Origin of the sequence: Paenibacillus sp. MDMC362 (assembly GCF_003269305.1) — a bacterium.
Classification (GTDB): domain Bacteria; phylum Bacillota; class Bacilli; order Paenibacillales; family Paenibacillaceae; genus Paenibacillus_AQ.
In genome coordinates this window covers 156,805-179,894 of sequence record NZ_QLYT01000024.1, presented here as the reverse complement: position 1 = coordinate 179,894, position 23,090 = coordinate 156,805, and the positions used below count along the sequence as shown (strand labels likewise).

The window sequence follows — 23,090 nt, the reverse complement described above, 5'->3', positions numbered from 1 at the left end:
CATGTCCTAACCTCTTGCTGGGTTCTCTCGCATATTTTGGTTGTTCTCCGTGAACCATAAACGGGAAGAAAGCTGAATTGGGGGATCACACATGTCAGGAGTTCGCGGTATTCCAACGAATCAGGCGTTTATGATTATGATGCTTACGGCCGGCTTGACCAATCACGTCATGATCATACCTGTGCTTCTGGAGAAATCCGGACGGGATGCCTGGATCACCATTCTGGTGTCCGCCGTATTATTCTTGCCCTGGGTTCTGCTAATTTACGGGATCATCAATAAGATCGGCAATCGTTCCATTAAGCAGGCGTTAGACGAAAGCAGCGGCCGAGGGTTCCGCTTGCTGATGATGAGTATGTCAGGTTTGTATTTTTTCGCCTTTGCCTTCTATACATTGAAGGAAGTTATCGATTGGACAAAGTCCTCCTTTATGATCCAAACTCCCGTCATTGCAACGGCATTGATACTCATGGTGTTATGTCTTGTCACTGTGAATCACGGCATTAAGACCATCGGCGTATCCGCCGGCATATTGCTTCCTTTTGTTGTATTGCTGGGTATTTTCGTATCCTTATCCAACGTTAAAGTAAAAAACTATAACTATCTGCTGCCCGTGCTGGAGGACGGCTTCCTGCCGGTGATAAGCGGGATCCCCGTTATGTTCGGAGGTCTATCCCAGTTTATATTGATATTATTCTTGCGCCCCCATCTTCAGAAGAAGCCTCGTTTTCTTACGATCCTACTCATCCATATCGTCCTCATATTCCTGACGTTCGGACCCACCGTCGGTGGCCTTGCCGAATTTGGTCCGGAAGAAATGAAGCTTCAGCGGTATCCTGCCTATGAACAGTGGCGTCTCGTTAAGTTAGGCAAATTCGTGGAGCATGTCGATTTTTTATCCATTTTTCAGTGGCTTAGCGGTGCTTACATCTCGATATCGGTTTCGATTTTTATGCTCTGCGAAACCCTGCTTCCCAAGTCCAAACAAAGTGTCGGCATATTAGCCGTTTCCACGCTGCTCATTATTTTGTGCGCTTCCCCGATCAGCAATCTCAAAATGTATTATGCGATGGCCGACTATTTTTTGCCCGTGTCCGCGATCTATATCACCATCTTAAGCCTGCTGATGTTCTTCCTGATCCGCAAGCCCGAGCAACAACAGCAACAACAGATATCCACTTCAGCGAAAGGAGAACCTCAATCATGACCTTGACAGAACAACAACTTCGAGACCGTTATACCGATTCCGATGACGTCTACATTACGTCTTATCCGGGTGAGGAAGGCGATTTATTGCCATGGGCAATCCTGGTTTACAGTCCGTTAATGTGCGATTCAAATATGATGTCCGAGGTCTTTTTGCCTGTCATCAGCAAGGAATGGAATACTTCCGTTTCTCAAAAGAATCCTTTTGATCCATCCAGCCTTGAATACTATCTTACTCTTGATGTATCCGAAGCTAATTTGGAGTCCATCGATGATATTGTTTATTCAGGCTACGTTGCCTTGTATTTTCCCAAAGACAATAAGCTCTATTCGTACAGTGCCGGCAAAACCATCGGCCGGACGCCGGAAGAAAGTGCCACGGAAACCTCAGTCAAAGGGCCTCGGGACGGGTTTGTCGAGAATTTGGATATCAATGTATCGCTTATTCGCAAACGGCTGAAATCTCCCGGCCTTGTCTATTCCTCCTTTAAGCTGGGCGACAAGAGTAAAACCTCTGTCGGCATCATGTACTTAAAGGACAAGGTGATTCCGGAAACTGTCAAGGCAGTCGTAGATAAACTGAATGATTTCTCCGGGGACCCTCCCGTGGGCATCGGCGAGCTTGCCGAGCATTTATCGCCGTATCGCTTCACGGTGCTCCCCATGTTCGATTATACGGGGAGGACGGATCTAGCTTACGATTCTTTAACTCGCGGCCGGCTAATCATTATTATGCAGGGAAGCCCCGTACTATTGATTGCGCCCGCCAGCTTCATGCAGCTCCTGTTTGCCGCAGAGGATCCGCAAATGCCGTTTTATTTCGTCATGCCCTGGAGAATTCTGAGAATGGTCGGCTTCACAATTTCCATTTTCCTTCCAGGATTTTATATAACGCTGTTGTCCTTTCATCAGGATCAAATCCCCTTTCCGCTGCTGGCAACCGTGGCAAACACCAGGCTCGGGCTTCCTATTCCAACGGGGTTTGAGATGCTCATCATCCTGTTTCTGCTCAGCCTGCTGCGGGAAGCCGGCATGCAGATGCCCTCTCCTATCGCGTCAACCATTACGGTTGTATCCGGTATCATCATCGGCGACGCAGCCATTCGGGGCGGTTTCTTTTCCCCGACGATGACGGTGATTGGTGCCCTTTCCTTTGTTGCGGGCTCCACCCACTCCAACCAGGATTTTGTTGTCACGCAGACGATCCTTCGTTTTTTTGTCCTAACCCTTTCCTCGATGTTCGGGTTATTCGGCTTCTTCATATCGCTTTTCTTAATCGTTCAGTATGCAGCCAACCATAATCCCTTCGGACAGCCGTACCTTGCCCCCTTCTCCCCGTTCTCCATTTCCAAAATCATTGGAAACCTCATGCGATTTCCGGGAAAACGGAAAAAGGGTGGCGCGCTATGAAAAGGGTATTGATGCTCCTGAGTATGCTGTCTTTGCTGCTCTCCGGCTGCTGGGATCACAAAGAAGTACAGGATATCAACTATATCACCGCTTTGGGTATCGATTACAAGGACAATAAGTATATCATCTATGTGCAGATGCTCGACTTTGCCACGATTGCCAAGCAAGAAAGCAGCAAGCCAACTGAAAAAGCGCCAATTTGGGTCGGTCGAGGAACCGGCACCACATTGACTGAGGCCCTTATTGATTTGTATACATCGAGTCAGCAGCGGGTCTCTTGGGGCCATGTCACGGCCTTGGTGCTTACGGAATCCGTATTACAACCTAAGCAGTTATCCCAAGTGTTCGACCTGACCAACCGTTCGCAGGAAATCCGGTATACGAAATGGCTTTACGGCACCAAGGATAAGATGGAGGATCTCTTTACGGTGTCTCCGTTCTTTCAACTCTCCCCCCTGCATTCGCTCCTTCATGAACCCAGGGAAAGCTATGTCCAATTCTCGTTTATTCGTCCCATTCAATTCGTGAACTTTATTCGTCTCTACCGGGAAAAAGCCGCCACCGTTATACTGCCTTCCCTTCATATTTCAACGCAGAACTGGTCGGAAAATCTGAAGCAGCATCCGATTCTGGAAGTCAACGGCGGATTTCTGATCAAGAACAAGGAATTGATGGGCTGGCTCAAACGTTCCGATTTGCTGGGGACCCGCTGGTTAGCATCGGCTAATACTCACGCTGCCGTCATCGTTAAGGCGGACGGCGAAGCCATCGGGAGTATAAGACTGGAGAACCCGCACTCTTCGATTGAAGTTATCCGCCGACCCGATAATGCTTCATATCGAATCAAGCTTAACGTAACCGGGACGGTACAGACAATCTACAAGAAGATTGGAATTAATGAAATGAAGCGCTTAACAGAAGAGACCCTGCGAAAAGAAATGCATAATACCTTCCATAAAGCAGCATTGATACAAGCGGATCCGTATGAGTTATGTCTCCAATTGTACCGAACGGATCCGAAGCTCTGGAAGAAACTAGTGGAACAGAAAAAGGAAATCAATGATGAAACGCCTCTTGAGCTTGAAGTTGACGTCAACCTCCGATATTGGGGCCAGCGCAAAAGCTTGAACCGATGAACGCGGGTCTTAGAACTGCTACATGTACCTGAAATGTGGAAAACAAAAAGAAGCAGGCCTTTATCGGCCTGCTTCCTTTTATTGTTTCTTTATTTCTTCATAATTTCCTTGATGTCGTCCTTAATGGATTCCGCCTGCGGTCCGAATACGATCTGAACCGCGCCTTGACCCAGACGCATGACACCGGATGCTCCTAACTTTTTGAGCTCCGAATCCTTCACGGCCTTCTCGTCCTTAACAACCAGACGGAGGCGTGTGATACAAGCATCGACGCTGACAATGTTATTTTCCCCACCGATGTTTTGCAGAACCTTGGCCGCCTTGGACTCATTGGATGCTGATCCGGATGGGGACGAGGCATCTGTATCAGCATCGTCAGAAATCGTATCCACGTCGTCATCGTCCTCGCGTCCAGGCGTTTTCAAGTTCAGCTTCACAATGAGGATTCTGAACAGCACATAGTAAACGACACCGAAAGCCAATCCAACCGGGAGAAGGAGCCAAGCATTGGTAGACAGCTTCAGATTCACCAGGTAGTCGATCAGGCCCGCCGAGAACGAGAAGCCCAAATGCACATCCAGGACATACATGATCAATCCGGAAAGCCCTGTTAAAATCGCATGCACCACATACAATACAGGTGCAATGAACATGAACGCGAATTCAAGCGGTTCGGTGATTCCCGTCAGGAACGATGCTACTGCCGAACCGATAAAGATGGAGCCGACAAGCTTCCGTTTGGACGGCTTGGCGGTATGCATAAAGGCCAGCGCCGCAGCCGGCATCGCAAACATCATGATCGGGAAGAAACCGGACATGAACATACCAGCCGTCGGGTCTCCAGCAAAGAAACGCCATAGGTCACCGTGAACGACTTCGCCCGCGGTATTCGTGTAATCGCCGATCTGAAACCATGCGATGGAGTTTAATACGTGGTGAAGACCCAGAGGAATCAGCAAGCGGTTGGCCGTACCAAATATGAACGATCCAATGCCTCCAAGGCCGACAACCCAGTTGCCAAAGACGGAAATACCATCTTGGATTGGGCTCCAAATCATACCGATCAGAACGGCAAGAACCATCGTGGAAGCTGCCGTGATAATCGGAACGAATCGTTTACCCGCAAAGAAGCCCAGCCAATCCGGCATTTTAATCTTGTGAAATTTATTATACAGATATGCGGACCACATACCGACAAAGAGACCGCCAAGAACGCCCATGTTCAGCTTCACGTCATCCGGTATAAACGGCATTTGCAGCGGTACTTGTTCCAGCACTCTTGTAAGCACCATGTACCCAATAAGAGCAGATAGAGCCGCAACGGCGTCTCCGGCGAACCCGATTGCAACGCCGATCGCAAAGATAAACGGCAGATTATCCAATATAGCAAGAGCACCAGAGGTCATGAACGGCGTTACATATTGATTTAGAAAAGTGCCTAGGGCACCCAAAGGTATATCTTTTTGATAGTCGATCATTCCAAGCCCCTGCAAGATCCCTGCAGCAGGCAAGGTGGCCACCGGCAGCATAAGGGACTTACCCAGCTTTTGCAATTTAGCCAGCATGTCAATCATCCTTTCAACTTCAATAATTTAGCTTTTTACTGAAAACGTTTACATAATGCGTCGAATGAACAACCATTTATTCCCTTACAATCAAGGAACAAAAAGCCTCAGAAAATCCTCCTCCTTGGTCGTACATATATTCATCATTTTAAGGCGGCATAGATGCCATCATGATTCGATATCCAACAAAAAAAGCCAAGAAGAACGGTGACTATAAAAGTTATAGTCCGATTCTTCTTGGCTCATGCCCATCTCTATGGTAACACGCCTTAAAACGTATTCATTTGATGTTGTTATCTTAATTCACGACTTCCTGTTTTGTCAATAACGAATATTTAAATCATTCGCCTATAGAATTGAACTATTTCAATTCAATGGTCATGACAGGATCCTGGCCGGCCACGACACTGCCGGTCTGACCGTCAACCTTGGAAGCCACCTCATCCGCATTGGTCACGATGATCGGGGTAATCGTCGGATAACCTGCGGCTTGGATTACGGCCATGTCGAATTCGATGAGCGTCTGACCCGACTTCACCTGATCGCCTGCTTGAACATGGCTTGTGAAACCTTCGCCTTTCAAACCGACTGTATTAATCCCGATATGGAACAAATACTGCAGACCGGTCGCCGGATCCTCCAGCATCACCGCATGCTTGGATTTGATGACATGCGCAACCGTCCCGTCAAAAGGCGCAATTAACTTGCCCTCGGCAGGCTCGATGGCTATGCCTTTGCCCATATGACCCGCAGCAAATGCCTCATCCGGTACTTGCGATAAAGGCACAGCTTTACCCGACAATGGTGCTGTGAGTTGAATAGCAGTAGCTGTTTTTTTCTTTTTCCAACGATCAAACATGTTAAGATTCCTCCCTGGGTTGATTCTTTTGTTGTAGCCGGCCTGTGAAGAGCCGATATAGATGCATCGCTAGAAAGCAAACCTCAGCTTCAGGTACTTTCTTGCCGAGTTCTTTCTCCATCATGCCTGCGAGACGCGTAGCCAGATCATATTCATTCGTGAACTTGGAGCGGATCTGGTCCGCGAACGGATTATCCACTTGGATTTCTTGATTCAGCATACGGTCTACCGAGAACCTCAAATGCATCAGAAGACGGACATAATCCATGCTTCCACGGTCAAAAGCGACCTGCCGCTCCTCCTCAATATACCTTACCAGGTTTCCCACCACATTCGATGCCTTCACCAGATGGCCTACGGGTACATGGCTGACCGCGGAATATACATGGTAGGTCAAGAAGCCGATCTCATCCTCCGGAACTTCAATATCGAAGGTCTTACCGATCAATTCCGCTGCTTTGGATGCGATATCATATTCTTTTGGGAAGCTGATCCGGGTTTCTTCAAGGAAAGGATTAATAATATCCATGCCTTTGCGGATTCTGTATATCGTAAATTGGATATGGCTTGGAAGCGCCAGGTACACTTTATCATTTAATGTGCCCGGATATTCTTGTCCAATGAGATTGAGTATCTGATCGGTGATCTCCATCACCAGTGGATCAAATTCTTCCAGCAGATGGTGAGCTTGACTCCACTGCTCCCGATCCTCCAGCCTGAAGAGCTTCTCAATCCGCTTATCGTCCGAAGTGATCGTTCCGCCTGCTTTGGCGCCAAAGCCAATCCCTTTGCCCAGGATGACGTATTCCGATTCTTTCTTGCCGCCTGTGACCATCACGACATTGTTACCAATGACACGTACGACTGTAAACAACTCGATCCCGCTCATTAACTTCCCCCTTTCCTTTAAGTTTAATCAGAGAAACGGCGAAGGATTCATGTACGAAGAAATGCTGTATACCGATTCCCCCAAAAATTAAAAAAGCCAAGAAAAGACCCCATGTGAAAGCTGTCTCTTCTTGGCTCATGCCCTGTTAAGGTAACACGCCGTCTTATGTTCCGCTATGAATCCATCATAAAACAATTGGCTTGCATTCGTCAACATACGACATTTCGACAACATGCTAAGCTACCGCAACGGGTAAAAAAATCTCCTCAAGCCCCAATCCATTGTTGTAACGAATGGATTACTTCTTGGATATGAATGGGCTTGTGCAGATATCCATTCGCACCGTCTGCAATAAACTGATCCGTATCCCTCATGGTGTTGGAGCTCATCACGATAATGGGGAGTTCCGCCCATTCCGGGTTCTCGCGTATCCGCTTCATCGTTTCGATTCCGTCCATTTCCGGCATGACCATATCCAGCAGCACCGCATCGATGGTTTGATGCTTGTATAACAGCTCCAAGCATTCGAACCCGTTCTGGGCAGTATGCACGGTCATCTGGAGTTTCTCCAGCACATTGGTCAAACCGTATACGTTCCGAATATCATCATCCACGAGCAATACGGTTTTGTGTTCCAATCGGCTGGTTACTTCCATGTCGAATGCCTCCATTGGGAGATCACTCCAACTGGCGTTGCTTGAGGTAGCAGCCACTTCAGGGAGCATAAACAAACTTTCATTGGTGCCATATTCCGTTAGCAGCGGTAAATATAAAACAAACGTGCTCCCGATTCCTTCCTCGCTCTCCACGGTTATATACCCGCCAAGCAGCTTCGCCAAATGCAGCGATATGGATAAGCCGAGACCAGTCCCCCCAAATCTCCTGGCTGTAGTCTCTTCGCCTTGCTGGAACGCTTCGAAGATCGGTTGAAGATGCTCTGCAGCAATCCCGATGCCAGTATCCTCAACAGAAAATGCAATGACGTCGCCACTGATCACAAAATCCGAGGTTACAATGGAGTTCATCTTCTTCACCCGCAGTTTAACACTGCCGCTCTCCGTAAACTTAATTGCATTCGAGAGCAGATTACGCAGAATTTGGTGAAGCCGCATTCCATCGCTGTATATCATGTCAGGCAAGTCGTCGGCCATCTCAATTTCAAATTCCAGATTTTTGGATTCCGCGCTTTTAGAGAAATAGCCTTCCATCAGTTCTGGAAGCTCCGTCAAATTTACCAAGTCCATTTCGATCTGCATCTTACCGGCCTCAACCTTGGACAGATCGAGAATATCATTGATTAAATTCAGCAATTCACTGCCTGAATTATGAATGACAGAAGCGTAATGCTGCTCTTCCTCGGTCAGGTTCCCTTGCTTGTTCTCAGCTAAAATCTGGGAAAGAATCAACATGCTGTTCAGAGGTGTCCTCAGCTCATGGGACATATTGGCCAGGAATTGAGACTTGTACTTCGAGCTCTTCTCAAGCTCCTTCGCGTATTTTTCCAATTCGCTGGCTGCGATTAATGCGGCTTCCTTCTGTGCTCCTAATCGTTCGTTCAGCATATACATTTCCGCAGAATGGGTTTGCAGCTCCTCGGTCTGCGCCTGCAGTTCTTCGGTCTGACTCTGAAGCTCCTCATTCAGCGTTTGGGATTCATGATACAACTGCTGGATTTCCATCTTGCTTTGAATCGAGTTCAATGTTACCCCAAGCTGAAAATTCAGTTGTTCGATGAGCTGAATTTCCAGCTCATCGAACGGTTTAAACTTGGCCAATTCAATTACACCCAGAACTTGCCCTTCAAACATAACGGGCGCCAGCAGCAGCGTGGTAGGCTCAGCATCGCCCAGCCCCGATTCAATCCGCACATAGTTAGGCGGTAAATCGTCGAGAATAATCATGCGCTGCTCCAGCATGCATTGTCCCACCAAACCTTCTCCTGGCAAAAAACGATCTCGGACCTTATTCCAAGGCTCACCGTCCGGATCGGCAAAAGCAGCTGCCTTTACCAGTTCCGTTCCGCCCCGGTTTATAAAAACGGCACCGTACGGCAGCTTCATGATCAAAGCCAGCTTATGAATGAAAAACTGTACGGCCGTCTCCACGCGATCGGATGATTGGAGAAGCGTCGACATAACCGAGATATGATCCTTGGCCCAGTTCTGCCTGCCGACCTGTGCAAGAAGTTCGTTGGTTGTGTCCGCCAACTGGCGGACCTCATCATTGGACCGCACGTGAATGCGCTGGGAAAGGTTCCCTCCTTTGACAATATCGGAGATGATATGAGTCACTTGCCTGATCGGCCTTACGATGCTCTTCGATATCACCAAAGCTGCACATATGGTAATCAGCGCAGCTCCCGCCCACAGGAGATACATCGTATACAATAAATGGGTATTGCTATCCTTCATCTCTTCAATTCTGCTGGTTGTCAATTCTCGTTCCTTGCTTCGAAACGAGAGGAACAGCTCATGAATCGAGTTCATGGCTTGCTGGCCGGGATCGTTAATAAAGAAATGAAGAGCCTCCTCATCCTGTCCGAGCTGCTTCAATTGGACAGCAGGCTGACCGGCGTTGGTAATCCACTCCTTGATATTCTCCTTAATATCTTCAAGGTGATTGGCTTGCTCCGAATTATCGCTAACAAGCTTGTACAGCTTGTTGTAGTTAATCTGCCAAGACGACAGCGCTTGATTGAAAGGCTCCAGGTAGGTATCATCCCCCGTTATGACATACCCCCTCTGACCGGTTTCCATTTCAAGTAAATTCTTCTCGATTTCGTGTGTCAGATTATGTACTTCGATATCGTGCTTCTCTATAAAATCCGCCTCTTGCTGCAGGGAAGAGATGCGGTCTGATACGATCCAGAGAAAAGCTCCAAGACATAATAATATCATTAAATATCCGACTACGATCTTGCTGCGGATGTTGAATTTCAGGTTGTTAGACATATGGCTAACCTCCCTTGTCATCTATCAGTCTAAGTCTGCTCCTATCCTCATAGTAATTGTTATGAAAATGGTTTACAAGCAAAACCAGTTTTGAAGCCATCAATGATTCTTTAGTCGTAGGCAGTCAGATTTATAAACGTTTAGGCATATATTATAGAGGACCACGCTTGTACAACATCCTTCGTTCTCATTCTTAAAAAAGGAGAGTGCTTCATATGATGACCTTAAGAGCGCTAGCGGGGATACTGCATTGACGAGGCATGTATATCATCCCAGGAAACAGGCAGAGCGTTTAGCGGGCCTCGGAGTTGCGAATGTGTCGTCACTGGAGCTGCCCCTTCTGCAAGGCATGATGATGTCCGAAATCCATCTCGAACGCGGCAAGGGACTCTCTCCCCATAGCCACCCGGACACGGACGAATTGTGTTATGTCATTCACGGAGAAATCAGTTACTCCCTAATTGATCCGGATACTCGTCAGAATCTTGTATATCAGGCAATACCCGGTCAAGTGGTTCACGCCCCCATTGGTTGGTGCCACTGGGTAACTGCGCTAATCCCTGGAACGATCCTGCTGTTGATCTATAACTCCGAGCGCCCACACCAAATGGATATTGCGCCAGTCTGGGCTAATACGCTCATGGAAGCAGAAGCGTTGCAATGCAATGGCATCAGCATGAAATCTCATTCGAAGGCGCTTATAACACCTGTCCCGCTACACAAAAAGACGCAGAGCGACGTTTCAGGCGGGCCTGTGCCGGCCCCACCGCTACTCATAACCGGGCATCCAAACAACAAAACCACACGCAGCCGGTGATCGGCCATGTGTGGTTATTGTTATAGGACGCTTATTATGTAATCATTTCGCTCGAAGCGTATAACATCAATCAATATAAAATCTTTGTTCAGGGCGGATTTGCTTCTTAAGGGTACGCAGGTCGGCTTCCAGTTTCGCCACCGTTTCTTCAATCTCTTCCGGGTTCAGCGCCGGACGTTCTGCTTCTGGCTTAACGCCTGCCCTGAGATCGCGAATGGTGATCTGCTGCTCCTGCCATTTATCCATAAGATCGGAGATGGTGGCATAAAACCGCTCATAATCTTGAATCACTTCGTCCAGAAAGGAATCCACTTCCTCCTGATCATAACCCCGTAGTTTATTCGAAAAATTCTTTTCATGGATAGACAAAGCGTCCAGTTGAATGCCTAGTTGCCGAAATAGCTTTTTCTGTTTATCCAATCGGCGTTTCATGTGTTCATCCATAATGATTTACCTCCAAATATTGGTACAGCCCTACTTGTTTAGCTTTCTCTCTCTATCTTTGGTTATATCATATTAAGCACTGGGATTAAAACACTCCGGGGCTTTTTTGGAGAATGTTCCAAAAACGAGAGGCTGCCGTTCCCATGGTTCATGTGATTGTTACCAATCCATTTCGGGTATTGATTGTACATAAGAAGCTATATTAGGTACTCAACTCAGAGAGGAGCGAATTTGCTATGACAACGATGACGAAACAACAATACAACGAACTTAAACAGCGGTTGCTAAGTGATAAAGAACGATTGGAAGAGCAATTGGAGTCCCGCAATGAAACCAACAGGGATAACTCTCTCCGGGACTCTACAGGTGAGCTGAGTGCAGCCGATAACCATCCTGCAGATGTAGGGACTGAAGTTTTCGAACGCGAGCGTGATCTGGCCATCCAGGGAGCGCTGGAGCATGAACTGGAGCAAATCCATTCTGCCTTGCAGCGAATGGACCAGGGCGATTACGGAACCTGTGCCGTGTGCGGCCTGGAAATTCCGTATGAGCGGCTGGAAGCTTTGCCTTATACGGCCCATTGTCTTGAACATGCGCCGCGGAAAGATATCAACGACAACCGGCCGGTAGAGGAGGATATCATGACACCGCCCCCCTCCGGAGCTGGCGTCAACCGCCAAGCTGCCGACGGCAAATTTGATGACGCAGGCGCGTGGGATGCCGTTGAAGACTACGGAACGTCGACTTCGCCCGGCATGTCCATTAAACCCGGACAAGACGATTATAAGAAGAATGTATGAACTGATCCAGCAAAATAGAAGGGAAAGCTGGTACCTGCACGTTAGGTACCAGCTTGTTTTCCGTGATCAAGATTCTTTACGAGTCCGAACATTGGAAGCAAAAAACTCATATTCGTCATAACCTTCCCCTCGTTTCTTTTTATAAGGGGTCAGCATTTTATCCAGCTCAACAAAAAATTGCCGCGCTTCATCTTCGCTCATATACAAGGTTGTATTGGTCAACATGGAGGTCGTTTCGCCCTCTTGACTCATATTTTTGAAGAAACGGTCTCTATTCTGGTCAAACAACTCGGATAATAATTTGTTCGTTTCGGATCGAATTAATTCCTTGATGACCGGCTCGTCAGAATCCGCTCCTCGTTTGATCTTTACCGTACCGACAAAAGGTTCATAATATTTAGCGATGATACCGTTGATCTCCTTCGTGGACACGATCTTAACCAGTCCGATTCGCTCCAGCTTCTTCATATGATAATGAACTTTAGCCGGTACATCCCCGATCTTGTCCGCGACTTCCTTTACCGTTGCCGGACGGTCCATCTTGTTTAATACATTCAAAATCTGGAGCCGATATGGATCTGAATATATTTTGATCTCTTCCAGTGTAGTCAGTTCCTTCGTTTCCACACCGTACACCTCAGCTTCATGTTATTTTTCACTTCTTATCATTATAGGCCGAGAATATCGAAATTACAAAGCGCGAAGGATTTAAATGGCACGGAAACTCTTCTTTCGAATGAGGAATATCACGGGCACCATCATGATCATTCCCATGATCGAATACAGGATGGGAGGGGAGTGATGCTCCGCTACAATTCCAGTAATTAAACTTCCCACAGGAATGGCAGCCGTGCACGCAACCGTCATAAGGGCCCCTATTCTGCCGAGCATATGCCTCGGCGTTACTTCCATCAGATATGTGGAAATGGGGGCATTCAACATCGAGACGGCAAAACCGGCAACGAACATGCAGACCGCTGCGGACTCTACGCGCCATGCCGGCAGATGTCCTGGAATCCCTAACGCAAAATAACCGATTCCGAGCAGGATGGATCCTGACATGATCAACGTGCTCTTTTTGAAACTCTTCCCGTAACGTCCAATCCATAGACCGCTGCATATCATGCCGATCAGAAGGGCTGTTCCCAGTACGCTCAGACCTCCGGCTCCGGCACCCAAGGTCTCTTTAACGTAGACCGGCTGCAGTACATTCAGGGGTGCCAAACAGAAATTATTGATCATGGCGAGCACCGTTGTTATGAGGAGCAGCGTATGCTGCTTCACAAAAAGAAGAGCCTCTTTAATATCGCCGAACACCGTTTTCGTCATCTCTGTCGTAGGACGTGCGGAGGCTTCCTTGGCTTCAGCCTGTTCGGCTGCCTCCGGATTCGGCATAAAAGCGATAATGGTGGCGGCTACGAGAAACGTTACGGCATCGATCAGGATCGTCCCCGAAATTCCGACCAAAGCGATGAGAGCACCAGCGATCGATAAACCGATTAATTCAGCACTCCGACTTACGGAAGTTGAGAAGGAATTGCCTGCGAGCAGTTTATCCTTGGGAAGCAACCGGGGGACGATGGAAGTCTCGGCGGGTCTGGAGAAACATTCCAGGGTGGAATTTAGAAACGTGAACAGGAACAAATGCCAGACTTCAAGAGACCCCACAGCATACAGAAAGGCCGTTAGCGAAACCACAATGCCGCGGCTGAGATAGGTTAAGGCAAGCACCAGTTTCTTCGGCCAGCGATCGACATAGGTTCCGGTAAACAAACTGAAAAGCAATCCAGGCAGAAAGTTAAAAGCGAACAACGTACCCATTAATAGTTCAGAACCTGTGAGCATATAGACCATCCAGCTGTAAGCGATGGAATCCAGGGAATCCCCGAATCGGGTAATGACCTGGGCAGATAAATAAATCAGGTAGGGGCGGATTTTCAAGAGCTGACCAAAGCCTTGCTTTTTCAAAACAGCGGCATTTTCCATGGTTTCCTTCTCCTCTTCGTTAAATGAATAATAACATTAAACTTTTTCAACCCATTAAAATAATATTTACGTTAAAATATTTTTATTGTTAAGTTTATTTTAATGATTTCGAAGAGGAATGCAATAGGCAAAAAAATAAATCGCCAACATGGCGATTTATTCGATCTAACTTATATTTTGATAGCGTTGCTTCTTTATTTCATGATTACACGCGATGAGGATTTGGCTGCTTGAAGACATGCTTCAATGGCCCTGATGTTGCTGATGGCATCTTCCGGACCATAGGGCAGCGGCGTGCCATCCATTACGGCCGCTGCCATAGCATCCACTTGCAGTGCAAAGTGGTTGTATATCCCTACCTTTTCCTCGCGGGAGCCCTTGGCCGTATGAACGCAGATCTGGGCCATGTCCTCCATCCTCTCCCATCCAAAAGCTGAAGGAAGCTCAATCCTGCCATCGGTACCAGCAATCTCTAAAGAGCATTTGGAATAGGTCCACATCCCACACTCAAACGTAAGCCCCAATCCATCCTCAAATTCCACCATCCCGTGGACCATCATGTCCACGCCGTCATGCTCCTCCGAGAAAAAAGCATGGGCCGTTACTGCCTTGGGCTCCTGCCCATAAATCATTCGCGCCGCCGAGATGGGATAGCATCCCACGTCATAGATTGAGCCTCCGCCCATATCCTTGCTGTAACGGACATTGCTTTTATCATCCGCATTGTTGAAGGTGAACGATCCGTGAATCCCGCGAAGCTGCCCGATTTCGCCGCTCTCGATGATTTCGCGCACCCGCGCGTGTTTCGGATGATATCGGTACATAAAGGCTTCCGCAAAAAGCACGTTGTGTGCTTTAGCAGCCTCAGCCATTTCACGGACATCCCCTTCGGTCAGAGCTGCCGGCTTCTCGCATAAGATATGCTTGCCGGCCTGTGCAGCTTTGATGGTCCAAGGTTTATGAAGGTGATTCGGCAACGGAATATATACCGCATCAATGTCGGGATCCTCCAGAAGCTCGTCATAAGAGCCATAGAATTTCCCGATATGATATCGCTCGGCGAGTTCACTTGCTTTTTCTGCATTGCGGCTAGCAACCGCCCCGACCTCACAACGTTCCGATTTCAATATGCCTGGTATCATTGAATTTCTTGCAATCCGAGCAGTACTCATAATTCCAAAGCGCAGTTTCTTGCTCACGAGGTCATTCCTCCTTTGGCTGCATTCCATTCCGATTATTTTTTAAAAATTATCGTTTACCGCTTTATGAAGGATCCCTAAACACCGATCCAAATCTGTTTTAACCTGTTTTTTGTAGAGTTTAGCTTTCTCGGCACCGCCATCAGTAAAATGGTAAAGAACGATTTCTTGAAAATCGACCCGCGGATCATTCCCTTTCAGCTGCTTGGTACGGTATAACACACCCTCCTGCACCAACTCATGCAGAGCCCGGTAAATTTCGCTTTGCGGCGGTGAGTACCCATGGCTCTTGAATTCTTGCCGCAGTTCTTCCAGCATCTGATATCCATATCCGCGCTGCTGTTCCACCATGGTAATGAGATATACTTTGATAAAAGCACGCTGGGCGATCATAAATGCCATCTGGACGCCTCCTCCTTCACGAGCTACTTGTCCCATAATATACCTAATTATAACCCACAGTTTCCCAGTTTGCACAATAGGAAGCATCCCCCTCTTTTAAACCATGGAGGCGTAGATTGAAACGTGGTCGGTTGTTAGTTGAATAAACGTGAAGCAATAATGTTAATTTTTATTCTATTGTGAATTTTTCATATGATGAAATTATTTTATGTATGATTTTTCATCAGATGTTTTATGGGTTGTTGGTGTGGCTCGTTCGATTGGTTTTAAACAAAAAACCCACCCTTCAGGGTGGGTTTAATTTTTTCACATTTCGGCGGATGTGCCTGTGCTTGGTCGCGATTTGCCGTATGGGCGAACCCCGCGGCTTTTTCTTGCTCCCGCTATTCCGACAAGCCATTTCCCGAACGGCAGCTTGGCTAGCATGCGAGCGGCACCATAAGCTACGCCCACGCTGATTATCCATGAAGAGAGGATTCGAACCAGAGGGTGCATGCTGATCAGCAAAGATTCATCGACTGCATAGCTTATACGCAGTGTCAATAGATGCATCAGGTAAGCACCATACGAATAGAGCCCGATGGAGGTCAGAAGCGCATTCGCGCCCGCCCCGGCATGACGACATATCCAGCCCGCCACATCGTACATGACCCATATAGAGCTAATCAGGAAAAGTGCCATCATCGGGCGAAGCAGCGATAAGGAATAGAACGTAATCACGCCATTCGCAGCAGAACGGATTTCATGGACGGCTTGCATAAGCATCCATCCGAACAAGAAAGCGAAGACCAGCCATATGACCGGCCGTGCCTTTTGAAGCCACCTTTTCCAAGAGTCATAGTATAAACCGGCTGCCGCCCCCAGCGCAAAATAGAAGAAATAATAAAGTGCATTCCGATCTGCGTAGGTTGTGAACAGCTCACTCCAGACCGGGATACTCAAGCTCCCCATCCATTGGCCAATATCGTTAATCATTCCTGTCAAACCCACGTACAATAGTCCGGATAAAATCAATATCGTAAGCTGCGTCTGCCAACCCCATCTTTCTTTGATTCCTAGTATAGCGGAACGGAACAGCGGGTACAGCAGATAGAATTGAAACAGCATAATAATATACCAAAAATGCGAGCTCGATTTCCCGGTTAGCCATACTTCCCCAAGATTTTTCCAATCCTCAATGAGAGCAGGATTAAACCTATGGTTGATCAATAAAGTAATCAAGGTCCATACAGCAAACGGAACGTAGATGTCGCCAAAACGCCTCTTGATGAACCTTCCGTATTGCAGCTGACCTTTATCGTTATAAAACAGCACCATGCCTGTAATAAAAATAAAGACGGGTACAGCAAATTTCGTTGCCATCAGAAGAACTGCCATCATCAAACCATCATCTGTCGTCATACCCGGCGCGACCGAATAATGTGCGATGGAGTGCTGTAAGACCACGGCTAGAAAAGCAATTCCCCGTAAGCGCTCGATTTCCGGTATTCTTTCTTTGGGCATACTGCTCCCCCCTTCGTCTGACTTCGTGCGCACACCTCATTGTAAGGGACACTGCCCCTGATCGGGTAATCCAATTATTTACTGACTCTGATGTTATAAGCAATATTATTGCTTTCTATTGGGCTATGTATCAAGAAAAACACCTGTCCCTTTACAGAAGACAGAATGCGGTTGATCTCTATAACAAAACCCGGTTCCGATGGGAACCGGGTTTTATTTTCCTTACAGCAGCGTAGTGCCACGCGGCGGAAGCGTGTCGTCCCGTTCCAGATCAACCGCTCCCGCACGGCCCTCGTTTCTGTAATCATAATCGCGGAATATATCGTAGATGCCTGTGTTTTCTTGATCAGCATCAACCAGTACCAGAATCCGTCCTTGCTCTATATAGGATTCGTATTCTTTTGCCTCATCTTCCGGGATGCCAAGGCCGATAAAGCCACCGACCAGCCCCCCGGCTCCCGCACCGACTGCTGCGCCGGTAAGCGTCGCCGCTATAGGTCCTGCGGCAAGGATCGGGCCGATGCCGGGTATAGCCAAAGCCCCGAGTCCTGCCAGCAAACCTGCCGTACCTCCAAGAATGCCGCCTGTTGCTGCGCCTGCAGCTACCCCTTCAGGCGCCATCGTCCCCGTCTGCTCGGCAATCATGTCTGCTTCGCGTTGATCCTTCGCTATAATGGAAATCGCATCGTTCGGAATTCCATGCCGCTGAAGCTGCTCGATTGCTTGAGCTGCTTCCTGTTCCGAGCGGAATACTCCAACAATTTTCTTCTCCATGATAAACCCTCCTCATCGGTGGTCGTTCATAACTAACATTACCCGACGGAGGGGGAAATTAAACGTGACGCTGCTGTGTTAAGCTTTGGGCCGAGTCCGATGGGTAGCAGTCGCCTCCATGGGATCATCAGGCCAATAATGTTTAGGATATCTTCCCTTTAAGTCTTTTTTCACCTCGAAATAAGCGTTGTGCCAAAAACTCGATAGATCGGAGGTAACCTGAACGGGCCTTTGTGCCGGCGACAGCAAATGTAAGGTCAACGCAACCCGTCCGCCAGCAATTCGCGGCGTATCCTGAAGTCCGAACACCTCCTGCAGTCGAACGGCCAGAAACGGTTGGTCAGGGTCATTGTAGTTAACTGGGATCAAGGACCCGCTCGGGACCCTAATATGAGTCGGCGCTTCCTTCTGAAGCTGCTGCTTTTGCTCCCAGCTTAGCATATGCTCCAAGAGCGTTCCCGGAGCCAGACGTCTCATATCATTTCGATTCCGCAGCCCTTCCAAATAAGGGAGCAGCCACTCCTCCGCCTGATTCAGCAAGCCTTCGTCCGAGACATCAGGCCAATTTCCCTCGGGATCATGCCGGAACATGAAGGCCAGCCGTTCTCTCAGCTGCAATGCCGCTTTGCTCCACTGCAACAATCCTAGTCCCTCCAGCCTGATCCCTTGCAGCATGGCTTCCGCTATTTCCTCTCCTGCCGGATTCGAATAGGCTTGTTCCTTGATAACAAGCGCTCCAAGCATCAGCTTCTGTCTCGCCCTGATGCTGCCAGAGGCAGAATCCCATACGACCTCTTTATGCTGTTCCATCTCGTCATGGTAATACTTGTCGAGCCATAATTCATCCATTTCAGAAGCAAGCTGAATATTCCCGTCCGCGCCTTGATCATCTACGGCAGCGACCACAATATACGGCGCGCGGCTCATAGGCTGGACCGACACCAATTTCACGCCTCTGCCGCTGCGCATCAAAAAACCGGTTCCTCCCCTGTTCTTCGCGATCCGATCCGGGTAGGCGAACGACAGCAAAAGGCCGCAGAGATTCAAATCCCCGTATGTCGTATATGCGATATTCAGCTGTGTATGCAGTTTCCTGATCTCTTGTTTCATCCGCTGCAGCACAGCTTCATTTGCCATGTCTTGTTCAGCCGATCGCTGTCCTTGTCTTTCAAACAGGAGAAGCCGCTCCACACGTGAGCGCAAATCCTGATCCTTGATGGCTTCACCTCTGCTCATAATATCACGCTCCTGAAGCAGTACAGCAATTCGGATAGCCAGCGATGTTTCACCTATTTCTTGTGCTTTCAGCAGCATGTGCGCGAGCCTCGGATGAAGCCCAAAAAGCGCCATCGCTCGGCCATGCTGTGTAATACTGCCTGAATCGTCCAGAGCCGACAGCTGCTTCAATAACGCTTGTCCTTGCGCAAGAGCTTGCCGGGGCGGCGCATCAAGCCAGGCAAGCTCCTCCGGGTCACGCGTCCCCCATACCGCCAATTCCAAAGCCAGCGGCGTTAAATCGGATTCACGGATCGCCGGAATGGTGCTTTCCGACAGATGACGATGCTCTTCCTCGCTCCATAAGCGATAACATACACCAGCCGATACGCGACCGGCCCTTCCCCTTCTCTGATCCGCGGATGCCCTGGATAACCGCCTCGTAATCATTTGCGGCAGTCCCGTTCTGGGCGAGAACACCTCCGTGCGCATATAACCGCTGTCAACAACCGTCTTGATCCCTTCAATGGTAATACTGCTCTCAGCGATGCTTGTGGAGAGCACAATTTTGCGCCTGCCTTTCGAATCGCGTCTGATCGCTTCGTCCTGCCTGTCTGCCGGAAGCGCGCTGTACAACTCCCGAATGACGACATCTTGGCTTAAACCTATTCTTAATAATTCATTAGCGGTTCTCCTGATTTCGCGGGCACCCGGCAAGAATACAAGGATGTCGCCTTCCTGTTCGGAGAGCACCCGCATAATGGCATTCGCCGCACCTTTATGCAACTCGTCGAGAGAGAATGAACGCAAATAGTGAGTAGACACTGGAAAAGCACGACCTTCGCTAACGATGACCGGTGCGTCGCCAAGAAGCTTCGCGACTGGCTCAGCCTCTAGGGTAGCAGACATGACGAGCAGCCTTAAATCTTCCCGCAGCACCGACTGGGATTCCATCGCAAAAGCCAGGCCCGTATCAGCCTGTAAATTTCGTTCATGAAATTCGTCGAATATAATCATACCGATGCCGGTTAGTTCCGGATCATCCTGCAGCATACGCGTCATGATGCCTTCTGTCACAACTTCGATCCGGGTGTTCTGACCGATCTTGCTGTCCATTCGGACGCGATATCCGATCGTCTCGCCAACCGCCTCTCCCAAAGAGGATGCCATATAACTCGCAGCCGAGCGAGCTGCAATTCTTCTGGGTTCCAGCATGATGATCCGCTTGTCTTCCAGCCACGATTCATTCAGTAATGCCAAGGGCACCCGGGTCGTCTTGCCCGCACCCGGTTCAGCGATTAAAACCGCACGGGTTCCAGCAGATAAAGCCATTTTCAATTGCGGAAGTACTCGGTGAATCGGTAATTCAGTCATGGATACATCTCCGTTATCCTATCAAATATCAATATAATCCCTTAATTATATAAAACAGCCGATGTACGTCAAGGGGAGCTGCTTGTTCGCCAAGGCTGGAAAGTCTCGATATAATTACGATACAATAGGAATATCATTCCCATGTCAACATCAAGATTCATGTAGTCGGAAGGTGAAATGTATGGAGCAGCATGCCACATTTCGCGGCCGCTTTGCCCCTACGCCATCAGGAAAGATGCACATCGGCAATGCGTTGACCGCTTTACTTGGATGGCTGCAAATGAGGAGTATGAACGGACAATATATACTCCGTATAGAAGATATCGATGTCCAGCGTTCCCGGCAGGAGCTTGCCGTCGAGATAATGAGAGATCTGGAATGGCTCGGCTTGGACTGGGATGAAGGTCCCGGTGTTGCCGGAGCCTACGGACCCTATCATCAGGCGGCGCGCCAAACGCTATATGAGCGGGAAATCACCAAGCTGCAAGAATCCAATAAACTGTATCCCTGCTATTGCAGTCGGGCCGATATTACGGCCGCAGCCAGCGCTCCGCACGGCATTGCTTCGGAAGGCCTACGTTATCCTGGAACTTGTAGAGAGTTGACTCGAGAGGAAGCGGCGCTTCGAAAGCTTCATAAGAAGCCTTCGCTGCGAATGAAGGTACCGCAAGACATCGTTACCTTCGTCGACGGCATCGCCGGGGAGCAGTCCCATCGACTATCTGACGGAGGAGACTTTGTGGTTCGCAGGGCGGACGATATCATCTCATATCAACTTGCGGTGGTTGTGGATGATGCTTTAATGGGCATCACCCATGTACTCCGAGGAGCCGATCTACTGGACTCCACGCCACGTCAGCTGCTCTTATACCATGCGTTAGGCTACCAGCCGCCACAGTTTGCACACACCCCCCTCATGGTCGATGCGGAGGGCAGAAGGCTCGCCAAGAGGACCCGCGGGCTCAGCCTCTCCTTTCTTCGCGGCCAGGGCATTATGCCCGAGCGCATCATCGGTTGGCTGGCTTGGACCGCCGGTCTCCTGGATCATCCGGAATCCGTTCGACCTGCGGATTTAATTCCTGTGTTTGACTTATCGAAAGTATCTTCTGTGCCGATCAAAATGACGGATCATGTCAAAAATCAGCTGTTTGAATCCTAGGTGCAACTCATCGAAATAAGGAATTCGCAGGCGTTATTGTACTACATCTTCTTATCCAGATAAACAAGCAGCGCCAGCGCTTCATTCTCGCAAAGAGAAGAAAGGCTGGCGCTGTTCTGCTATTCCTCAGGAGTTAAAAGTTCCCTGACCTTGGACTCATACTGCGTAAACGCGCTATTGCCGCTAAGCCCGCGCTGTTCCATCAGCAATTGCAGTCTTAGATGCTTTTCATTGAGCTTGCGTTGAAGCTGCTCCTGCTCACCGTCGCTGCGGGCAGCTCCGAGCAAGTCATACAGCTGAACGCATTAATGATCGAGCTCCCCGCTGCGGATCGCTTCCTCGATCTTCTGCTCAGCCAATCTGGAAAAGATGCTCATGATTACACAGCGTCCTCCTTTTTTCCTTTGTCCTCTTCATCATATAGCAGCGCAGTTTATATTCCAAGTTCTGAATGCAGGGAACCCTCGAGAGGTCTCCTGATCTCATTTACAACAGCGATTCGGCACCATCTATGAAGATTTGTGCCCCTGTAATATGTCTTGATTGATCGGAAGCGAGAAACGCCACCAAATCCGCGACCTCTTCAGGGGTACCCGGTCCGTCAGACAGCGGCTGGCTTCCTTCCGGATATTCAACCGGAATCACGATCTCTTCCAGATCTCCCTGCTTCTTCGTGCTTTGATCAATGTTGGTGGATATCGCGCCGGGGCAGATGACATTAACCCTAATCTTGAATTTCGCCAGTTCCAGCGCAGCCATCTTCGCAAAAGCCACCTGTCCCGCTTTGGTTGTGCTGTATGCGCTCATCCCAAAGTTGGAGAAGGTTCGGGTACCATTGACGGAGCTGGTAATGATAATGCTGCCCTGCCCCCTTTTCTTGAGGTGCGGAATCGCATATTTGACCGTCAGAAACGTCCCGTTCAAATTTACGTTCAGCGTCTTGGTCCATTCCTCCAGCTTCATTTCATCAATTGGCGTCATCACGCCATTGATCCCTGCATTGGCGAATACAATATCGACACCGCCAAAAATCTCCACCGTCTCGAGGACCGCCTTCTCCACCCGGTCAGGATCTGTAGTATCTACGTCAAAGGCTCTGGCGGAACCCTCGCGGATAGAGTTGATCTCCGATTCCGCTTTATTCGTTCGGTCATCCAACAGATCGAATAAAGCAACATTTGCGCCTTCCTTCGCCAGCTGAATGGCGGCTGCCTTCCCTATGCCTGATCCGGCTCCGGTAATGATCGCCGTTCTCCCATGAAAACGTCCGTGTCCTTCATTCATCATCAACACGCTCCTTATTATCGTAATCCGTTATGCATTCATCTGTCACAAGATTACCCAAAAGGAGTTGTTTTATAATCATCATTTCTAATTTTTTGCACAAAAAAGCCGGACCCT

At 48.7% G+C, this 23,090-nt stretch carries 20 protein-coding genes; 6 read left to right on the top strand and 14 right to left on the bottom strand.

The window, feature by feature from the left end; genetic code table 11:
* Window positions 1–91 precede the first annotated feature (91 nt).
* Genes DP091_RS13290 through DP091_RS13280 form a run of 3 tightly spaced genes read left to right on the top strand, consistent with a single transcriptional unit; the run spans window position 92 to window position 3,752 of the window.
* Window positions 92–1,207: a GerAB/ArcD/ProY family transporter gene (locus DP091_RS13290; protein ID WP_113058736.1), complete on the top strand. Its 1,116-nt coding sequence runs from the start codon at window positions 92–94 to the stop codon at window positions 1,205–1,207.
* A complete protein-coding gene (locus DP091_RS13285; RefSeq protein ID WP_113058735.1) occupies window positions 1,204–2,616 on the top strand; it encodes a spore germination protein in 1,413 nt (470 codons plus the stop codon). Before DP091_RS13290 ends, DP091_RS13285 begins: the two co-directional genes overlap by 4 nt.
* Entirely contained in the window at window positions 2,613–3,752 is a 1,140-nt protein-coding gene (locus DP091_RS13280; protein WP_113058734.1) for a Ger(x)C family spore germination protein, read from the top strand. Before DP091_RS13285 ends, DP091_RS13280 begins: the two co-directional genes overlap by 4 nt.
* 89 nt (window positions 3,753–3,841) lie before the next feature.
* Here the strand turns inward: DP091_RS13280 and nagE are convergent, their stop codons facing one another.
* The 4 genes from nagE to DP091_RS13260 form a co-directional block, all read right to left on the bottom strand.
* A complete protein-coding gene (nagE, locus tag DP091_RS13275; RefSeq protein ID WP_113058733.1) occupies window positions 3,842–5,317 on the bottom strand; it encodes an N-acetylglucosamine-specific PTS transporter subunit IIBC in 1,476 nt (491 codons plus the stop codon).
* Between the two features lie 361 nt (window positions 5,318–5,678).
* Complete coding sequence (locus DP091_RS13270; protein ID WP_113058732.1) at window positions 5,679–6,176, bottom strand: PTS sugar transporter subunit IIA; 498 nt, start codon at window positions 6,174–6,176, stop codon at window positions 5,679–5,681.
* Between the two features lies 1 nt (window position 6,177).
* Window positions 6,178–7,065 (bottom strand): BglG family transcription antiterminator, encoded by an 888-nt coding sequence (locus DP091_RS13265; protein ID WP_113058731.1) that lies wholly within the window; start codon window positions 7,063–7,065, stop codon window positions 6,178–6,180.
* Between the two features lie 266 nt (window positions 7,066–7,331).
* Window positions 7,332–10,016, bottom strand: a complete 2,685-nt coding sequence (locus DP091_RS13260; protein ID WP_113058730.1) for a CHASE3 domain-containing protein — start codon at window positions 10,014–10,016, stop codon at window positions 7,332–7,334.
* A 250-nt stretch (window positions 10,017–10,266) separates the two neighbouring features.
* Here DP091_RS13260 and DP091_RS13255 point away from each other — a divergent pair, with 250 nt between their 5' ends.
* Window positions 10,267–10,833 carry a cupin domain-containing protein gene (locus DP091_RS13255; protein WP_258394503.1) on the top strand — a complete coding sequence of 189 codons (567 nt, stop codon included), beginning with the start codon at window positions 10,267–10,269 and terminating at the stop codon, window positions 10,831–10,833.
* A 66-nt stretch (window positions 10,834–10,899) separates the two neighbouring features.
* Here DP091_RS13255 and DP091_RS13250 read toward each other — a convergent pair whose 3' ends face one another.
* The gene (locus tag DP091_RS13250) at window positions 10,900–11,277 is read right to left on the bottom strand and encodes a DivIVA domain-containing protein (RefSeq protein ID WP_071220219.1); all 378 of its coding nucleotides are present in this window, start codon (window positions 11,275–11,277) and stop codon (window positions 10,900–10,902) included.
* Window positions 11,278–11,513: 236 nt separating this feature from the next.
* On the opposite strand from DP091_RS13250, the gene DP091_RS13245 reads away from it, so the two are divergent.
* Window positions 11,514–12,077 (top strand): TraR/DksA C4-type zinc finger protein, encoded by a 564-nt coding sequence (locus DP091_RS13245; protein WP_113058729.1) that lies wholly within the window; start codon window positions 11,514–11,516, stop codon window positions 12,075–12,077.
* A 66-nt stretch (window positions 12,078–12,143) separates the two neighbouring features.
* Here DP091_RS13245 and DP091_RS13240 read toward each other — a convergent pair whose 3' ends face one another.
* The 7 genes from DP091_RS13240 to hrpB form a co-directional block, all read right to left on the bottom strand.
* The gene (locus tag DP091_RS13240; protein WP_113058728.1) at window positions 12,144–12,704 is read right to left on the bottom strand and encodes a winged helix-turn-helix domain-containing protein; all 561 of its coding nucleotides are present in this window, start codon (window positions 12,702–12,704) and stop codon (window positions 12,144–12,146) included.
* A gap of 81 nt (window positions 12,705–12,785) precedes the next feature.
* A complete protein-coding gene (locus DP091_RS13235; RefSeq protein WP_113058727.1) occupies window positions 12,786–14,063 on the bottom strand; it encodes an MFS transporter in 1,278 nt (425 codons plus the stop codon).
* Window positions 14,064–14,257: 194 nt separating this feature from the next.
* Window positions 14,258–15,262 carry a Gfo/Idh/MocA family protein gene (locus tag DP091_RS13230; RefSeq protein WP_113058726.1) on the bottom strand — a complete coding sequence of 335 codons (1,005 nt, stop codon included), beginning with the start codon at window positions 15,260–15,262 and terminating at the stop codon, window positions 14,258–14,260.
* Between the two features lie 42 nt (window positions 15,263–15,304).
* Complete coding sequence (locus DP091_RS13225; protein WP_113058725.1) at window positions 15,305–15,664, bottom strand: replication termination protein; 360 nt, start codon at window positions 15,662–15,664, stop codon at window positions 15,305–15,307.
* A gap of 306 nt (window positions 15,665–15,970) precedes the next feature.
* Entirely contained in the window at window positions 15,971–17,167 is a 1,197-nt protein-coding gene (locus DP091_RS13220; protein WP_113058724.1) for an acyltransferase, read from the bottom strand.
* Window positions 17,168–17,389: 222 nt separating this feature from the next.
* Window positions 17,390–17,941, bottom strand: a complete 552-nt coding sequence (locus DP091_RS13215; protein WP_113058723.1) for a general stress protein — start codon at window positions 17,939–17,941, stop codon at window positions 17,390–17,392.
* Between the two features lie 78 nt (window positions 17,942–18,019).
* A complete protein-coding gene (gene hrpB / locus DP091_RS13210; protein WP_113058722.1) occupies window positions 18,020–20,530 on the bottom strand; it encodes an ATP-dependent helicase HrpB in 2,511 nt (836 codons plus the stop codon).
* Between the two features lie 181 nt (window positions 20,531–20,711).
* On the opposite strand from hrpB, the gene gluQRS reads away from it, so the two are divergent.
* Window positions 20,712–21,689 (top strand): tRNA glutamyl-Q(34) synthetase GluQRS, encoded by a 978-nt coding sequence (gluQRS, locus tag DP091_RS13205; protein WP_113058721.1) that lies wholly within the window; start codon window positions 20,712–20,714, stop codon window positions 21,687–21,689.
* A gap of 119 nt (window positions 21,690–21,808) precedes the next feature.
* Here the strand turns inward: gluQRS and DP091_RS13200 are convergent, their stop codons facing one another.
* Window positions 21,809–21,976, bottom strand: a complete 168-nt coding sequence (locus DP091_RS13200) for a hypothetical protein (RefSeq protein ID WP_373456922.1) — start codon at window positions 21,974–21,976, stop codon at window positions 21,809–21,811.
* A 199-nt stretch (window positions 21,977–22,175) separates the two neighbouring features.
* The gene (locus DP091_RS13195; RefSeq protein ID WP_113058720.1) at window positions 22,176–22,973 is read right to left on the bottom strand and encodes an SDR family oxidoreductase; all 798 of its coding nucleotides are present in this window, start codon (window positions 22,971–22,973) and stop codon (window positions 22,176–22,178) included.
* Window positions 22,974–23,090: the final 117 nt, after the last annotated feature.